14 protein-coding genes are annotated in these 15068 nt (G+C 63.7%); 9 read left to right on the top strand and 5 right to left on the bottom strand.

What is annotated here, in order from left to right:
- Positions 1-221: 221 nt before the first annotated feature.
- The 5 genes from DEJ54_RS04360 to tkt form a co-directional block, all read right to left on the bottom strand.
- Entirely contained in the window at positions 222-1244 is a 1023-nt protein-coding gene (locus DEJ54_RS04360; protein ID WP_113153493.1) for a class I fructose-bisphosphate aldolase, read from the bottom strand.
- Positions 1245-1411: 167 nt separating this feature from the next.
- Entirely contained in the window at positions 1412-2614 is a 1203-nt protein-coding gene (gene pgk, locus DEJ54_RS04355; RefSeq protein WP_113153492.1) for a phosphoglycerate kinase, read from the bottom strand.
- A gap of 135 nt (positions 2615-2749) precedes the next feature.
- The gene (locus DEJ54_RS04350; RefSeq protein WP_113153491.1) at positions 2750-4561 is read right to left on the bottom strand and encodes a potassium/proton antiporter; all 1812 of its coding nucleotides are present in this window, start codon (positions 4559-4561) and stop codon (positions 2750-2752) included.
- A 139-nt stretch (positions 4562-4700) separates the two neighbouring features.
- A complete protein-coding gene (gap, locus tag DEJ54_RS04345) occupies positions 4701-5708 on the bottom strand; it encodes a type I glyceraldehyde-3-phosphate dehydrogenase (RefSeq protein ID WP_113153490.1) in 1008 nt (335 codons plus the stop codon).
- Between the two features lie 136 nt (positions 5709-5844).
- The gene (tkt, locus tag DEJ54_RS04340; protein ID WP_113153489.1) at positions 5845-7839 is read right to left on the bottom strand and encodes a transketolase; all 1995 of its coding nucleotides are present in this window, start codon (positions 7837-7839) and stop codon (positions 5845-5847) included.
- Between the two features lie 444 nt (positions 7840-8283).
- Here tkt and DEJ54_RS04335 point away from each other — a divergent pair, with 444 nt between their 5' ends.
- The 9 genes from DEJ54_RS04335 (at position 8284) to leuC (ending at position 15048) form a co-directional block, all read left to right on the top strand.
- A complete protein-coding gene (locus tag DEJ54_RS04335; RefSeq protein ID WP_113156072.1) occupies positions 8284-8556 on the top strand; it encodes a DUF4164 domain-containing protein in 273 nt (90 codons plus the stop codon).
- A 9-nt stretch (positions 8557-8565) separates the two neighbouring features.
- Entirely contained in the window at positions 8566-8928 is a 363-nt protein-coding gene (locus DEJ54_RS04330; protein WP_113153488.1) for a cell division protein ZapA, read from the top strand.
- Positions 8929-8979: 51 nt separating this feature from the next.
- Positions 8980-9588, top strand: a complete 609-nt coding sequence (gene rimM, locus DEJ54_RS04325; RefSeq protein ID WP_113153487.1) for a ribosome maturation factor RimM — start codon at positions 8980-8982, stop codon at positions 9586-9588.
- The gene (gene trmD, locus DEJ54_RS04320) at positions 9585-10286 is read left to right on the top strand and encodes a tRNA (guanosine(37)-N1)-methyltransferase TrmD (protein WP_113153486.1); all 702 of its coding nucleotides are present in this window, start codon (positions 9585-9587) and stop codon (positions 10284-10286) included. Before rimM ends, trmD begins: the two co-directional genes overlap by 4 nt.
- Positions 10283-10636 (top strand): DUF4260 domain-containing protein, encoded by a 354-nt coding sequence (locus DEJ54_RS04315; protein WP_113153485.1) that lies wholly within the window; start codon positions 10283-10285, stop codon positions 10634-10636. The genes trmD and DEJ54_RS04315 overlap by 4 nt, the downstream gene beginning before the upstream one ends.
- A 212-nt stretch (positions 10637-10848) precedes the next feature.
- The gene (gene rplS, locus DEJ54_RS04310) at positions 10849-11373 is read left to right on the top strand and encodes a 50S ribosomal protein L19 (protein WP_113153484.1); all 525 of its coding nucleotides are present in this window, start codon (positions 10849-10851) and stop codon (positions 11371-11373) included.
- A 173-nt stretch (positions 11374-11546) separates the two neighbouring features.
- The gene (locus DEJ54_RS04305; protein WP_113153483.1) at positions 11547-12353 is read left to right on the top strand and encodes a transporter substrate-binding domain-containing protein; all 807 of its coding nucleotides are present in this window, start codon (positions 11547-11549) and stop codon (positions 12351-12353) included.
- Positions 12354-12415: 62 nt separating this feature from the next.
- Positions 12416-13237: an amino acid ABC transporter permease gene (locus DEJ54_RS04300; protein WP_113153482.1), complete on the top strand. Its 822-nt coding sequence runs from the start codon at positions 12416-12418 to the stop codon at positions 13235-13237.
- Positions 13238-13632: 395 nt separating this feature from the next.
- Positions 13633-15048: a 3-isopropylmalate dehydratase large subunit gene (leuC, locus tag DEJ54_RS04290; RefSeq protein WP_113153480.1), complete on the top strand. Its 1416-nt coding sequence runs from the start codon at positions 13633-13635 to the stop codon at positions 15046-15048.
- Positions 15049-15068 lie beyond the last annotated feature (20 nt).

Raw genomic sequence — 15068 nt, 5'->3', positions numbered from 1 at the left:
AGCCGGCTCTGGAGCATTTTGCAGTCAGGTGGAATCACCTGACGTCCGCATAAATGCGGCGAAACAGGCAAGTAGAGCGGAGCAGCGTTTCCATGAAACGATGAACTGCTCTAAGCGGCAGCCCCAACATTCACCCCAAGCACCCAGCAATGCACCCAAAAGAAAACGGCCCGCCGACAGTCGCCGACGGGCCGTTCCAATGCTTTCTCGATGCCTCCTGATCAGGCGGCTTCGAGGCCAGGCTCCCACTTGCCGGTGGCGGCGAGGCTGTTCATCTTCGCGCGGTGGCCGAAGGCCTGCTGCGCGGCAGCAACGTTTTCCTTCTTGCCGCCCCATGCCTTCAGGCCGGCGGCCTGCAGCGCACGACCGTAGGAGAAGGTCAGCGCCCACGGCATGTCGAAGCCGGCATTCATGAGCGAGAGATGCGCCGTCGCTTCTTCGTCCGACTGGCCGCCGGAGAGGAAGGCGATGCCCGGCACGGCCGCCGGAACGGTCGACTTCAGGCAGCGCACGGTCTTCTCGGCCACTTCTTCGCGGCTCGCCTTGCGGGCGTTCTTGCCGTCGATGACCATGTTCGGCTTCAGCACCATGCCCTCAAGCGAAACGCGCGCGTCGTAGAGCTCGTCGAAGACGGTCTTCAGAACCCACTCGGTCACTTCATAGCAGCGGTCGATGGAGTGATCGCCCGGCTTGCCGTCCATCAGCACTTCCGGCTCGACGATCGGCACGATGCCGGCTTCCTGGCAGAGCGCTGCATAGCGCGCGAGCGCCTGTGCGTTCTGCTTCACCGCGCCCCAGCGCGGCAGGTCGTTGGAGATCGAGATCACGCCGCGCCATTTGGCGAAGCGCGCGCCAAGGCCGTAATACTCGTTGAGGCGGTCGCGCAGGCCGTCGAGGCCCTCGGTGATGGTTTCACCTTCAAAGCCGGCCAGCGGCTTCGCGCCGCCATCGACCTTGATGCCCGGCACTGCGCCGGAGGCCTTGATGAGATCGACCAGCGGCGTGCCGTCGGCTGCCTTCTGGCGGATCGTCTCGTCGTAGAGGATGACGCCGGAGATGCAGTTCTTCATCGCATCGTCGGCGCGGAACATCATCTCGCGATAGTCGCGACGGTTCTCTTCCGTCGACTCGAGGCCGATCGTGTCGAAGCGCTTCTTGATGGTGCCGGAGCTTTCGTCCGCCGCCAGAATCCCCTGTCCCGGGGTCACCATGGCGGCTGCAATATCCTCAAGCCGTTCGCTCATTTCAGGTCTCCTGTCTGTTCATACCCGGGCGCATAGCAGATGCGCCCGGCAAACGGAATGCGCCCTCTCAATCCCTAATCGATTGAAATGACAGACTATTCACACTTTGCTTAACGCAGGGGTGAAAAGTGGCTCCTGACCTGTGAAACGAAGCGAATTCAATCGATCTAAGCGGATTTCGAAAGCGCAACGACGCCGGGCAGCGCCTTGCCTTCCATCCACTCCAGAAACGCGCCGCCAGCGGTCGAGACGTAGGAGAATGCATCGGCCACACCGGCATGGTTGAGCGCTGCCACCGTGTCGCCGCCACCGGCCACCGAAACGAGCAGTCCTTCGCCGGTGCGGTGTGCTGCGTGCTTTGCAGCAGCAACGGTTGCCGCATCGAACGGCTCGATCTCGAATGCGCCCAGCGGGCCGTTCCAGACCACCGTGTCGGCGCGGTCCAGCCACTCATTGACCTTCTCGACGCTCTTCGGGCCCACATCGAGGATCATGGCGTCCGCCGGAACGTTGTCGATGGCCACCACTTCGCTTTCCGCGCCGGCCTTGAACTCGCGCGCCACCACGGCGTCCACCGGCAGGATCAGCGCGCAGCCGGCTTCCGCAGCCTCGATCATGATCTGCTTGGCCGTTTTCGCCAGGTCGTGCTCGCACAGCGATTTGCCCACTTCCGTGCCGCGCGCGGCGAGGAATGTGTTGGCCATGCCGCCGCCGATCACCAGCGCGTCCACCTTCTTCACCAGGTTCATCAGGAGGTCGATCTTGGTGGAAACCTTTGCACCGCCGACAATGGCCAGAACCGGCCGCGCCGGCTGGCCAAGGCCCTTCTCAAGCGCTTCGAGCTCTGCCTGCATGGTGCGGCCCGCATAGGCCGGCAGCAGGTGGGCGAGGCCCTCGGTCGAGGCATGGGCGCGGTGTGCAGCCGAAAAGGCGTCGTTCACATAGAGGTCGCCATTCTCCGCCAGCGCCCGGGCGAATTCGGCATCGTTCTGTTCTTCGCCGGCATGAAAGCGCGTGTTCTCCAGAAGCAGAATGTCGCCATTGGCCATCTCGGCAATGGCCTCAGCCGCCGGTGCGCCAATGCAGTCCTTGGCGAAATGAACGCGGTGGTCGAGCACGCTCTCCACGGCATAGGCGATGGGCTCCAGCGAGGCAGCCGGATCGGCCTTGCCCTTCGGGCGGCCGAAATGCGCCATCAGGATGACCTTCGCGCCCTTGCCAGACAGTTCCGTGATGGTCGGCATCACGCGTTCGATGCGGGTGGTGTCGCTAACCTTGCCGTCCTTCACCGGAACGTTCAGATCGACGCGCACCAGCACGCGCTTGCCTGCAATGTCGTTGAGGTCGTCAAGGGTCTTGAAGTCCGGCATGGCGCGTCGCTGTCTCCTGTGTGGGTTCTGAAACGGTGCATTATCTCGCAGCCGCCGGAACCGCTGGTGGAACGGTGGTGTAAATTCGCTGGCGACCATACAGCGCCGCGCGCCGGGCGCAAGATGGCGCAGTGATTATGAGCCGGCGTCGGGGCGGGGCTTCCTGCGGAAAATCCGGCGCATCAGGTCGCGCGGGCTGAGCAGAAGCGGCACGCGCACCTCGGGGGCCTGCGGCTCCACCGAAAGTCCGGCGGCGATGACGCGCCCGTCCTCGTCCACATCGCGCACGATCAACTCGATCTCGCCAAGTGTTGCGCGGTCGCCATATTCAGCGCGCCCGCCAAGCCGCTCGCGCATCAGTTCGGCAATGGTCTTCTTCTGCTCGTCCTCGCTCAGCCCCGGCGCATAAGCCGCCTCGATGTCCGAGGCCGGGCGTTCGGGATCGACCGAGAACGCGCCGAAGAAGTCGGCATCCTCCGGGTCCATTTCCACCGGGCTTGCAAACAGCCGGTCGAGCAGGCGCGGATAGCGATCCGGCACGAAGATGTAGACATGGTCTCCGGCGGAAAGGCGCCCCGCATACTGATAGGTCATGGAGCGCCCGTCGCGCACCACGAGCGAGGGCTTGGCCCAGCGTGGAATGCGCTGGCCACGCTCCACCGGGCTTCCCGCCACCACGCGATAGGCCAGAAGCTCGTGGCGGGCGGAGCCGGGCAGTTCCAGCTCCACCTTGTTCAGCGGCCCCATGCGCGGCGGCAGCGTCAGTCCCAGCCGGCGCGCCAGCGGTCCCACCGTCCAGCCCTGCACGATCAGCGACACCAGCACGATGATGAAGACGATGTTGAACAGCGCCCGTCCGTTCGGCAGCTCATCGATCAGCGGCGTGATCGCCAGCAGGATCGACACGGCCCCGCGCAGGCCCACCCACGAGACGAAGGCGCTCTCGGCGGGCGAGAACCGGAACGGCGCAAGGCACAGTGTCACGGCCAGCGGCCGGGCGACGAAGATCAGGAACAGGCCGATGAAAAGCGCCGGCAAAATGATGTCGGCGAACTGCGACGGCGTGGCAAACAGGCCGAGCACGAGAAACATGATGATCTGCGCCAGCCAGGTCACGCCGTCCTGAAAGCGCTTCAGCATTGCGGTCGAGCGCAGTTTCGCATTGCCGGCGATCAGACCCGCCACATACACGGCGAGGAAGCCCGATCCGCCCATCGCGCCGGCCAGCGCAAACACCAGAAGCGACAGCGCCAGCACGAAAATCGGCAGCAGCCCCTGTTCCAGCTTGAGCTTCACCACCAGCCGCACGATGCTCCAGCCGCCAACAAGCCCGGCCATCAGGCCGATGCCCATCTGCTGCAGAAAGCCGATGGCGACATCGGCGGCCAGCGTGTCCGCCTGCATCGCCTCGCCGCTGGCGATCAGCCCGACAAGCGAAAGCGTGAGGAAGATGGCGATCGGGTCGTTCGATCCCGACTCCACTTCCAGCGTGGAGCGCACCCGCTCGCGCACGGAGATGTTGCCCACCCGCAGCAGAAAGAACACCGCCGCTGCGTCTGTCGAGGCCACGGTCGCGCCGAGCAGGAGGGATTCCAGCCAGCCAAACCCGGTCACGTAATAGGCGGCGACGCCGACCAGCCCCGCGGTCATCAAGACGCCGATTGTCGCCAGCACGAGCGCAGGGGCGGCGGCCTGTCGGAAGGCGGCCACCGATGTGCCGAAGCCCGAATCGAACAGGATCACCGCCAGTGCCAGCGAGCCGATGAAATAGGCGACGGCTGCATTGTCGAAATCGAGGCCCAGCCCGTCCGTTCCGGCGGCCAGACCAATGCCGAGAAAGATGAGAAGCAGCGGTGCGCCGAAGCGAAAGGCGATCAGGCTCGAGAACGCGGCAAACAGCACAAGGGCCGTGCCCACCAGCGTTATGACGTAAATGCCCTGATCCATCCGCCTCTCTTCATCCACTTCGTCGCAAGTTGCTGTTCTTTTTCATAAAGGATGCGGCGGAAGTGAGATGCAAGGGCATGGACAAAAGAAAAACGCCCGGCGCGATGGCCGGGCGTTCTGAAAAGGCGTGAGAATGGAGTTAGATGGTCTTTCCGAACGCAACCGCCGTGTCGGCCATGCGGTTGGAGAAGCCCCATTCATTGTCGTACCAGGACATGACGCGAACCAGGTCGCCGTCGATCACCTTCGTCTGGTCGAGCGCGAAGGTAGAGGAGGCCGGGTTGTGGTTCAGGTCGATGGAGACCAGCGGCTCGTTGGTGTAGGCGAGAATGCCCTTCAGCTGGCCGTCGGCAGCCGCCACGAGCGCGTTGTTGATCTCTTCGACGGTGACCTTCTTGCTCGGCACGAACTTGAAGTCGATGACCGAGACATTCGGGGTCGGCACGCGCACGGAGACGCCGTCCAGCTTGCCATTGAGCTCCGGCAGGACGAGGCCAACGGCCTTGGCCGCGCCGGTCGAGGTCGGGATCATGGACATGGCTGCCGCGCGGGCGCGGTAGAGGTCCTTGTGCATGGTGTCGAGGGTCGGCTGGTCGCCCGTATAGGCGTGGATCGTCGTCATGAAGCCCTTCTCGATGCCGAAGGCGTCGTTCAGGACCTTGGCCACCGGAGCCAGGCAGTTGGTGGTGCAGGAAGCGTTGGAGACGATCAGGTGCTCGCTGGAGAGCTTGTCATGGTTGACGCCGTAAACGACCGTCAGGTCTGCGCCGGAGGCCGGAGCCGAAACCAGAACGCGCTTTGCGCCGGCCTGCAGGTGCAGCGAAGCCTTCTCCTTGGAGGTGAAGATGCCGGTGCACTCCATCACGATGTCAACGCCCAGCTCGCCCCACGGCAGCTTGGACGGGTCGCGCTCGGCAAACACCTTGAAGGAATCGGAGCCGATGCTGATCGTGTCGCCGTCGACCTTCACCTCGGAAGGGAAGCGGCCATGCACGCTGTCATAGCGCAGCAGGTGAGCGTTGGTCTCGACGGGGCCGAGATCGTTGATCGCGACAATGTCGATGTCCTTGCGGCCCGACTCGTAGATCGCGCGTACGATATTGCGGCCGATGCGGCCAAATCCGTTGATGGCTACTTTGACGGTCATGAACTTCCTCCGGCAGGTGGGTGGCCGTGCGCTGGCACGGAAAGAGACGCCGCTTCATAGCGGCGCAAGAGGCAAGAATCCAGATGGCGGGGCAGGCATTCGCCCGCCCCGAACCCTGATAAGGCCGCTATCGGCCTCAACCGAGCTCTGCGAGCCGCTTCTGCGCGGCGCTGGCAGCGGCCTCGGCGGTGATGCCGAAATGCTTGTAGAGCTCCGGTGCGGGCGCGCTTGCGCCAAAGCCGGTCATGCCGATGAACACGCCGTCGGAACCGATGATCGCATCCCAGCCCTGGCGAATGCCGGCCTCGATGGCGATCTTCACCGGCGCATTGCCGGTCACGGCCTTGCGGTAGTCTTCGCTCTGCTGCTCGAACAGCTCGAAGCACGGCACCGAGACGACGCGCGCCGGAAGGCCGGCGGCATCCAGAAGCGCCTTGGCGTCCATGGCGATTTCCACTTCCGAGCCGGTGGCGAAAAGCGTCACCTTGGCGTCGTCTTCCGAACCGGCCAGCTCGTATGCGCCGCGGGCGCTCAGATTGTCCGCTTCGTGGCTGGTGCGCACGGGCGTCAGGTTCTGGCGCGACAGGGCGAGCGTCGAAGGCGTCTTGCGGCTTTCAACGGCCACCTGCCAGCACTCGGCGGTCTCCACCGCATCGGCCGGACGGAACACGAAATGGTTCGGGATCGCGCGCAGCGCGGCCAGATGCTCCACCGGCTGGTGGGTCGGGCCGTCTTCGCCAAGGCCGATGGAATCATGCGTCATCACGAAGATGGAGCGGATCTGCATCAGCGAGGCCAGACGCATGGCCGGACGGGCATAGTCCGAGAACGTCATGAACGTGCCGCCATAGGGGATGATGCCGCCATGCAGCGTCATGCCGTTCATGGCCGCGGCCATCGCATGCTCGCGGATGCCGTAATGCACGTAGCGACCGGAGAAGTCCTCGGCGCTGATCGGGCCGGTCTGGCTCGTCTTGGTGTTGTTGGAGCCGGTCAGGTCGGCGGAGCCGCCAATGGTTTCCGGCAGCACGGCGTTGATTGCTTCCAGCGCCATTTCGGAGGCCTTGCGGCTGGCCACTTTCGGTGGCTCGGCAGCAAGCTTCTCCTTGTACTCGACCATGGCCGCGTCGAAGTTCTCCGGCAGGTCGCCACGCATGCGGCGCTCAAACTCGCCGCGCGTCTCGGCGTCGGCTGCTGCAAGGCGGTCTTCCCAGGCCTTGCGGTCCTTTGCCGAATGCAGGCCGGCCAGGCGCCAGTCGTCGAGAATGTCGGAGGGGATCGTGAAGGGCTCTGCGTCCCAGCCAAGCGCCTTGCGCGCGCCGGCGATCTCTTCCGCACCCAGCGGCGCGCCGTGAACCTTCGCGGTGCCCGATTTGGTCGGAGCGCCGAAGCCGATGGTCGTGCGGCAGGCGATCAGGGTCGGCTTGTCGGAAGCCTTCGCGGCTTCGATCGAGGCAGCAATCGCTTCCGGGTCATGGCCGTCGCAGCGGATCGTGTTCCAGCCGGAGGCCTCGAAACGGGCGCACTGGTCGGTGGAATCGGTCAGCGAGATCTCGCCGTCGATGGAGATGTTGTTGTCGTCGAACAGCACGATCAGCTTGTTGAGCTTCAGGTGGCCCGCCAGCGTCAGCGCCTCCTGGCTGATGCCTTCCATCAGGCAGCCGTCGCCGGCCAGCGCATAGGTGTAGTGGTCAACCAGATCATTGCCGAAGCGGGCGTTCAGAACGCGCTCGGCAATCGCCATGCCGACGGAGTTCGCAAAACCCTGGCCGAGCGGGCCGGTCGTCGTCTCGATGCCGGCTGCGTGGCCGAATTCCGGGTGGCCGGCCGTGCGCGAGCCGAGCTGGCGGAAATTCTTGATCTCATCGATCGTGATGTCTTCGTAGCCCAGCAGGTAGAGCAGCGAATAGAGCAGCATCGACCCATGACCGGCCGAAAGAACGAACCGGTCGCGGTCGGCCCAGTTCGGGTTTTTCGGGTCATGCTTCATGAAGCGGGTGAAAAGCACAGTGGCGATATCGGCTGCGCCCATGGGCAGTCCGGGATGGCCCGATTTGGCTTTCTCTACCGCATCCATGGAAAGGAAGCGGATCGCATTGGCCATCCGGTCGTGTTTGTCGCGTGAGATCATGATTGCTCGCTGGTCCGCATAAGGCAGTTATCGGGGCGCTGCCTGGGCAGCGCTGACCCCTTGGAAAAAGCAGGCGACACATAGCATTTGCGGCCTTGAAGTCAACAAAGGGGCCGTTTTCACCAGATTGTCTGCCGCTGGGGGAGGAGCGTTATGTATCAACCTTGTTACACCAATTTGGGGGATTAGCCGACGTGTTTTGTTGACGGGGGCTTCACCCGGCGCCTAATCTTTTGGGCGTAACTGTATAGTAACGCCAGCGATTCGCGTTCATCGTCCCGGCAGGCAGCCAGTGGCGTTTGCGTGGGGGAGGCGGGCGCATCGCGCAGTTTGGCGAGAGAGAGTAAGCAAGATTGCCTGTGTCAAAACATTTTCGGACAAACCGTGCCGGCGTCGCATATGCGGCGGGCGCCTTCCGGAAATGCAGGACTGGGGTTGGCGGCCATGAGTGGTGACAACACGCTCAAGGAGGTGATCGGTCGGCTGGACAAGGCCATGTCCTCGCTTGAGGATGCGGTTGACGCCCGGCTGGAGCGGGATCGGGAATTTGTCGATTCCGATGCCGAAGTGCAGCGCATGAATGCCGACCGCGCGCGACTGGCCCAGGAAATAGACAAGTCCGAAGCGCGGGCCCAGCGGCTCGAAGATGTGAACCGCGAGGTTTCGCGGCGTTTGGTCACGGCCATGGAAACGATCCGTGCCGTGCTGGATCGGTAGGGCGAAGCGATGGCACAGGTTACGGTCACCATTGACGGCAAGTCCTATCGTATGGCCTGCGATGAGGGGCAGGAAGATCATCTCGTCAATCTTGCGCAGCGTTTCGACCGCTACATCACGCATCTGAAAGACGCGTTCGGTGAGATCGGCGATCATCGCCTTGCGGTCATGGCCGGCATCATGGTCATGGACGAGCTGGTGGAACTGCAGAAGAAGACGCGCGGCATGGAGGGCGAGATCAACACGCTCCGCAAGACGCGCGACGAGGCGGTCAGCCAGGCTGACCGGAACGATTCCGCCGTCACCGGCATGCTGGGCGATCTTGCCACACGCATGGAAACTCTCGCCGGCAAGCTTGCCGGCAAGCCGTAAAACGACGCATAAGCCCGTTTTCCCCGATTTGGGCAATGGCAAGTCAGGCACATGAAGAAACCAAGCAAGAACGATACCCGCGTCCAGCTCGCCGTCATCGGCGCTCCACAGGGACTGCGTGGCGAAGTGCGGGTGAAGACATTCACCGGCGATCCCCTGGCCATTGGCGATTACGGTCCGCTCTCCACCGGGGATGGCCGCACCCTGACAGTTCTGAATGTGCGCCCCGCCAAGAATGTGGTGGTGGCCCGCTTCGCCGAGGTGGGCGACCGCACCGCCGCCGAGGCGTTGAACGGCACGGCTCTCTTTGTCGAGCGCGCCGCACTGCCCGCCGATCTTGAGGAAGACGAATTCTATCATGCCGACCTGATCGGCCTTTCCGTCATCGACGGCGAGGGCGAGCGTGTCGGCAGGGTTCAGGCGCTGCATGATTTCGGCGGCGGCGACATCATGGAAGTCGCGCTGGCCGTGGGCGGAATGGCAATGGTTCCCTTCACGCAGGCTGCCGTGCCGCAGGTGCGCGTCTCCGAGGGGCTCGTCGAGATCGACCGCGTCGCTGCCGGCCTTGTCGATGATGAGGACGCCGACGATCTGGACGATGCCGATGGTCTTGACGATGCGGGCGGGCCGGACATGCCGGGCGATGGGGATGCGCCGTGAGTTTTCGCGCAACGATCCTCACTCTCTATCCCGAAATGTTTCCCGGTTCGCTTGACCTCTCGCTTGCCGGAAAGGCGCGCGAGGCCGGTCGCTGGTCTCTGGAAACGGTCCAGATCCGCGATTACGCCACGAGCAAGCACCGCAATGTCGATGACACGCCGGCTGGCGGCGGCGCAGGCATGGTCATGCGCGCCGACGTTCTGGCGCGCGCCATCGATGACGCCGCGCCGGCCGATGATCCGCGTCCCCGCCTACTGATGAGCCCGCGTGGCCGCCCGCTCGACCAGCAGCGCGTGCGTGAGCTGGCGGCCGGTCCGGGCGCAGTCATCCTGTGCGGCCGTTTCGAGGGTGTTGACCAGCGCCTGATCGAGGCGCGCGGTCTCGAAGAGGTTTCCATCGGCGATTACGTGCTCTCCGGCGGCGAGCCGGCAGCGCTGGTTCTGCTCGATGCAGTGATCCGGCTTCTGCCCGGCGTCATGGGCAATGATGCGTCCGGCGAAGAAGAGAGCTTCGAGGGGGGGCTTCTGGAGCACCCGCAATACACGCGCCCGCAGCTCTTCGAGGATCGTCCGATCCCGGAGATCCTGTTGTCGGGCAATCATGCGAAAATCGCCGCCTGGCGGCGCGAAGAGGCCGAAAGGCTGACGCGCGAGCGCCGTCCCGATCTCTGGGCGGCCTATAGGGAAAGCGGAAAGTGAAACGCCTTCTGCGGCTCGAGGGCGCGGCCCTGGCGCTTCTCGCCCTCATTCTCTATCAGCTTTCCGGCGGCAATTGGTGGCTGTTCGCCATGCTTCTGTTTGCGCCGGATCTCGCTATGCTGGGCTATCTCGCAGGCCCGCGCGTCGGCGCATGGTGCTACAATCTCGTCCATGCATGGCCTGCTCCGGTTTTCGTCTATCTCGTCGGACTGGTGCTGGACGCGCCGCTCGCCACGCATCTGGCGCTCATTCTCGCCGCCCATATCGGCGCAGACCGCGCGCTTGGCTACGGGCTGAAACATGAGAGCGGGTTTCGTGATACGCATCTGGGGCGGATCGGTTCGGACTGAGATTTCGGGCGCGGCAGCCGTCGTTCCATATTGATTCTCCCCGCAATGTCGTGTATGCGCACCCAACGTAACGGCTCCGGCCGGTTTGGATCTAACCAAAGAACACGTGAATTCGCTCCTGTTCCTCCTTTGGGAGGGCACTCTTCAGGCGGTGCACAACTGCCATTGGGATGAGCGCTCTGACGGTTCGAGAAGAACAAGAGGACAGTGAGATGGACATTATCCGTCAGCTTGAGGCCGAGCAGGCCGAGAAAATCGAAGCTCAGCGCAAGATTCCCGAATTCCAGCCCGGCGACACGGTTCGCGTTCTGGTTCGCATCACCGAAGGCACCCGCACCCGCGTGCAGGCCTATGAAGGTGTCTGCATTGCCCGCTCCGGCGCCGGCATCCACGAGAACTTCACCGTTCGCAAGATTTCCTACGGCGAAGGCGTCGAGCGCGTGTTCCCGATCTACTCCCCGCTCGTCGAGGGCGTAGAGGTGGTCCGCCGCGGTAAGGTTCGCCGCGCGAAGCTCTACTACCTGCGCGACCGTCGCGGTAAGTCCGCACGCATCACCGAGAACACCAGCGTCCGCGCCCGTCGTCTCAACGATTCCGTCCGTCAGGCTGCTGCCGAAGAAAAGGCGCGTATCGAAGCTGAGAAGCGCGCTGCCGCCGAGGCGCTGGCCGCCGAGAAGGCAGCTGAAGAAGCCGCCAAGGCGCAGGAAGCTGCTGCTGCAGAGAACAACGCCGAGTAGTCTCTCCGGCATTGGGTTTTTAAGAAAGGCGCACTTCGGTGCGCCTTTTTTGTTTTGATTGGTTTCCTTTACGGCGCTTGCCGCCATTCTGGCTCTTTTACTGGGAAACACTCTGCTTTAAGGAAAAGACCATCACCCGGCCGAGCATCGGTCCGCCACAGGGAGATTGGTCCATGACGTTGCGTACGTCCCTTCAGGCTGCGTCCTTCGCGGCTGCCGCTTTCATGTTTTCCGGTTTTGCCGTCGCTGCCGATACGCTGCCCGACCTTGAGGGTCGTGAAGTCGTGGTGGTCACGGAGAATGCCTACCCGCCGCTTCAGTTCATCGACCCCAAGTCGGGCGAGCAGATCGGCTGGGAATACGATGCGATGAACGAGATCGCCAAGCGTCTCAACTTCTCGCTCACCTACCAGAACACGAGCTGGGACGCGATGATCCAGTCGGTTGCCGACGGTCAGTACGACATCGGCATGACCGGCATCACCATTCGTGACGACCGCAAGGAAAAGGTGGATTTCTCCGCCCCCTATCTGCGCTCCGAAATGTTCATGCTGGTGCGCAGCGACGAAGACAATTTCTCCGACGCGGAAAGCTTCGCGGCCTATGAAGACGGTCTGGTGGGCGCGCAGCCCGGCACCTCGCCCTTCTACACCGCCGTCTACGAAGTGCTCGACGGCAACGAAGGCAATCCGCGCATCAAGCTATTCGAGACCTTTGGCGCGTCCGTTCAGGCGCTGCGCTCCGGCGATGTCGACATGGTGCTGACCGACAGCACCGGCGGCCAGGGCTATGTCGATGCCTCCGATGGCGCTCTCCAGCTCTTCGACGAAGCCCTCGGCTCCGAGGATTTCGGCTTTATCTTCGCCAAGGGCTCCGATCTGGTCGAACCCGTCAACGCAGCCATCGCCGCCATGAAGGCCGACGGCACGCTCGACGCCCTCAACAAGAAATGGTTCCTTGAATACAAGATGGGTGAATAGGACGTGGTTGCCCCGCGTCCTGCCGGCCTGACCGGCCGCCCGTTGAGGAAACTCTAGAGCCCATGGCGGTGTCCGGTTCCAGACCCGCCGCCAAACGCGATTTCCCCTGGTGGCTTGTTGCCGCCGGGGTCATCGCCGTCGGCGTCGCAATCCTCATTGCCACCAGCGAACTCTACGCGCAGGTCTTCTCCATCGTTTCCAAGGGCATCGGCATCACCGTTTTCGTCACGGTGGTGGGCTTTGCGCTGGCCACGGCCGTCGGCCTTGGCATGGCGCTGATGAGCCTGTCCGGATCTCTGGTGCTGCGCCAGATCGCCCGTTTCTACGTGGAGATCATTCGCGGCGTCCCCGTTCTGGTGCTCCTGTTCTGGATCGCCTTTGCCGGTGTTCCGATCATCGTGACCGGCTGGAATGCGGTCACCGCGCCCTTGCAGGAGGCGGGCGTTCTCGGCGAGTTACGGGTGCGCGACATTTCGCTTCTGTGGCGTGCCATCATCGCGCTCACCATCGGTTATTCGGCCTTCATCGCCGAGGTTTTCCGCGCCGGCATCCAGTCGGTTGACGAAGGCCAGATCGAAGCCGCCAAGGCGCTCGGTCTGTCGCGCTTCCAGCGCTTCCGCCTCATTGTCCTTCCGCAGGCGATCCGCACCATCCTGCCGCCGCTCGGCAATGATTTCGTGGCGATGGTCAAGGATTCCTCGCTGGTCTCCGTGCTCGGCGTCGCCGACATTACCCAGATGGGCAAGATCTACGCTTCGGGCTCGTTTCGCTTCTTCGAAACCTACTCGATTGTCGCCTATATCTATCTCATCCTGACCATCGGCCTGTCGCTGGCCCTGCGCGGGCTGGAACAGCGCCTGCGCAAGAACCAGGCAAAGCGTTAGGGGCCTGACCCTGGAGCCCACCGCAACCGGGGCCGGCTGTCGCGCCCATGCCCCGGTAGCGGAATTCCTGCCGTCATGCGCGCATCGCGGCTGGCATTTGCCTTCTGCCGAAGACGCCCGGCACGGATAGATTGCCGAGCCCGGGAAAGGCTGGTATTAGCCCTCTCATGGAAGCACTTTTTGGAAATCCGGCCTACAAGGGCTTTGTTCTGCAGGACGTCAAGCGCCTGCCGGGCCGCTTCTTTGCGCGGGTTTCCGGCTCGCTTCTGAGCCGACTGCCTTAGGCGGACACGCCAACCGGCTCGGCCTTCCCGTCCGCAACGCGCCGCGGGAACGCAACGAGACAAGAGATTAGCCGGCCAGCCTTCCATTTCGCTCCGCTAGGGATGAACAAAATGACCAAAGCACGCACGCTCTACGACAAGATTTTCGACGACCACCTGGTTGACCAGCAGGACGACGGCACCTGCCTGCTCTACATCGACCGCCACCTCGTGCACGAGGTGACGAGCCCGCAGGCCTTCGAGGGCCTCCGCATGGCCAGCCGCGATGTGCGCCATCCGGAAAAGACGCTCGCCGTCGTCGACCACAACGTGCCCACCTCGCCCGACCGCAAGTTCGGCATCAAGAACGAGGAAAGCCGCATCCAGGTTGATGCGCTGGCAAAGAACGCCGCCGATTTCGGCATCGAATATTACGACGCCAATGACGAGCGTCAGGGCATCGTCCACATCGTCGGTCCGGAGCAGGGCTTCACCCTGCCGGGCATGACCATCGTGTGCGGCGACAGCCACACCTCCACCCATGGCGCGTTTGGCGCTCTGGCGCATGGCATCGGCACCTCCGAGGTCGAGCACGTTCTGGCCACGCAGACGCTCATCCAGCGTCGCGCCAAGAACATGCTGATCCAGGTCGATGGTGCGCTGCCCGCCGGTGTCACCGCCAAGGACATCATCCTTGCCATCATCGGCGAGATCGGCACCGCCGGTGGCACCGGCCACGTCATGGAATATGCCGGCGAGGCGATCCGCGCGCTTTCCATGGAAGGCCGCATGACCGTCTGCAACATGTCGATCGAAGGCGGCGCACGCGCCGGCCTCATCGCGCCGGACGAGACCACCTACGCCTACATCAAGGACCGCCCGCGCGCGCCGAAGGGCGACGCATGGGAGAAGGCGCTTGCCTACTGGGATTCGCTGCGCACCGATGAGGGCGCGGAGTATGACCGCATCGTTCGTCTCGATGCCGCCAACCTGCCGCCCATCGTCACCTGGGGTTCCTCGCCCGAGGATGTCATCTCCGTCACCGGCGTCGTGCCGAACCCGGACGACATCGCCGAGGAGACCAAGCGTATCTCCAAGAAGCGCGCGCTTGAGTATATGGGTCTGACGCCGGGCACGAAGATCACCGACATCGCCGTCGACCGCGTCTTCATCGGCTCCTGCACCAATGGCCGCATCGAGGATCTGCGCGAAGCCGCGAAGGTCGCCGAGGGCCAGAAGGTCAAGGACAGCGTCAACGCCATGATCGTGCCGGGCTCCGGCCTCGTGAAGGCGCAGGCCGAGGCCGAAGGTCTCGACAAGATCTTCAAGGCTGCCGGCTTTGACTGGCGTGAGCCGGGCTGCTCCATGTGCCTTGCCATGAATGACGACCGCCTGAAGCCGGGCGAGCGCTGCGCTTCCACCTCGAACCGCAACTTCGAGGGCCGTCAGGGCTTCAAGGGCCGCACGCATCTCGTATCGCCGTCCATGGCCGCCGCTGCCGCCATCGCCGGTCACTTCGTCGACATCCGCGAGTGGCCGAAGGGCTGATCCGCGCACCGCATCGCGCA

Origin of the sequence: Nitratireductor sp. OM-1 (genome assembly GCF_003296175.1) — a bacterium.
Taxonomy (GTDB): domain Bacteria; phylum Pseudomonadota; class Alphaproteobacteria; order Rhizobiales; family Rhizobiaceae; genus Nitratireductor; species Nitratireductor aquimarinus.
This window is presented reverse-complemented; position numbering and strand designations above follow the sequence as displayed.

What these genes read in the sequence shown, in the direction of transcription:
- DEJ54_RS04305 (WP_113153483.1), top strand. Translation starts at nt 11,547, where the DNA reads ATGACGTTGCGTACGTCCCTTCAGGCTGCGTCCTTCGCGGCTGCCGCT.
- DEJ54_RS04350 (WP_113153491.1), bottom strand. Translation starts at nt 4,561, where the DNA reads ATGGATCAGGGCATTTACGTCATAACGCTGGTGGGCACGGCCCTTGTG.
- DEJ54_RS04335 (WP_113156072.1), top strand. Translation starts at nt 8,284, where the DNA reads ATGAGTGGTGACAACACGCTCAAGGAGGTGATCGGTCGGCTGGACAAG.
- rimM (WP_113153487.1), top strand. Translation starts at nt 8,980, where the DNA reads ATGAAGAAACCAAGCAAGAACGATACCCGCGTCCAGCTCGCCGTCATC.
- DEJ54_RS04300 (WP_113153482.1), top strand. Translation starts at nt 12,416, where the DNA reads ATGGCGGTGTCCGGTTCCAGACCCGCCGCCAAACGCGATTTCCCCTGG.
- tkt (WP_113153489.1), bottom strand. Translation starts at nt 7,839, where the DNA reads ATGATCTCACGCGACAAACACGACCGGATGGCCAATGCGATCCGCTTC.
- DEJ54_RS04360 (WP_113153493.1), bottom strand. Translation starts at nt 1,244, where the DNA reads ATGAGCGAACGGCTTGAGGATATTGCAGCCGCCATGGTGACCCCGGGA.
- rplS (WP_113153484.1), top strand. Translation starts at nt 10,849, where the DNA reads ATGGACATTATCCGTCAGCTTGAGGCCGAGCAGGCCGAGAAAATCGAA.
- gap (WP_113153490.1), bottom strand. Translation starts at nt 5,708, where the DNA reads ATGACCGTCAAAGTAGCCATCAACGGATTTGGCCGCATCGGCCGCAAT.
- leuC (WP_113153480.1), top strand. Translation starts at nt 13,633, where the DNA reads ATGACCAAAGCACGCACGCTCTACGACAAGATTTTCGACGACCACCTG.
- DEJ54_RS04330 (WP_113153488.1), top strand. Translation starts at nt 8,566, where the DNA reads ATGGCACAGGTTACGGTCACCATTGACGGCAAGTCCTATCGTATGGCC.
- pgk (WP_113153492.1), bottom strand. Translation starts at nt 2,614, where the DNA reads ATGCCGGACTTCAAGACCCTTGACGACCTCAACGACATTGCAGGCAAG.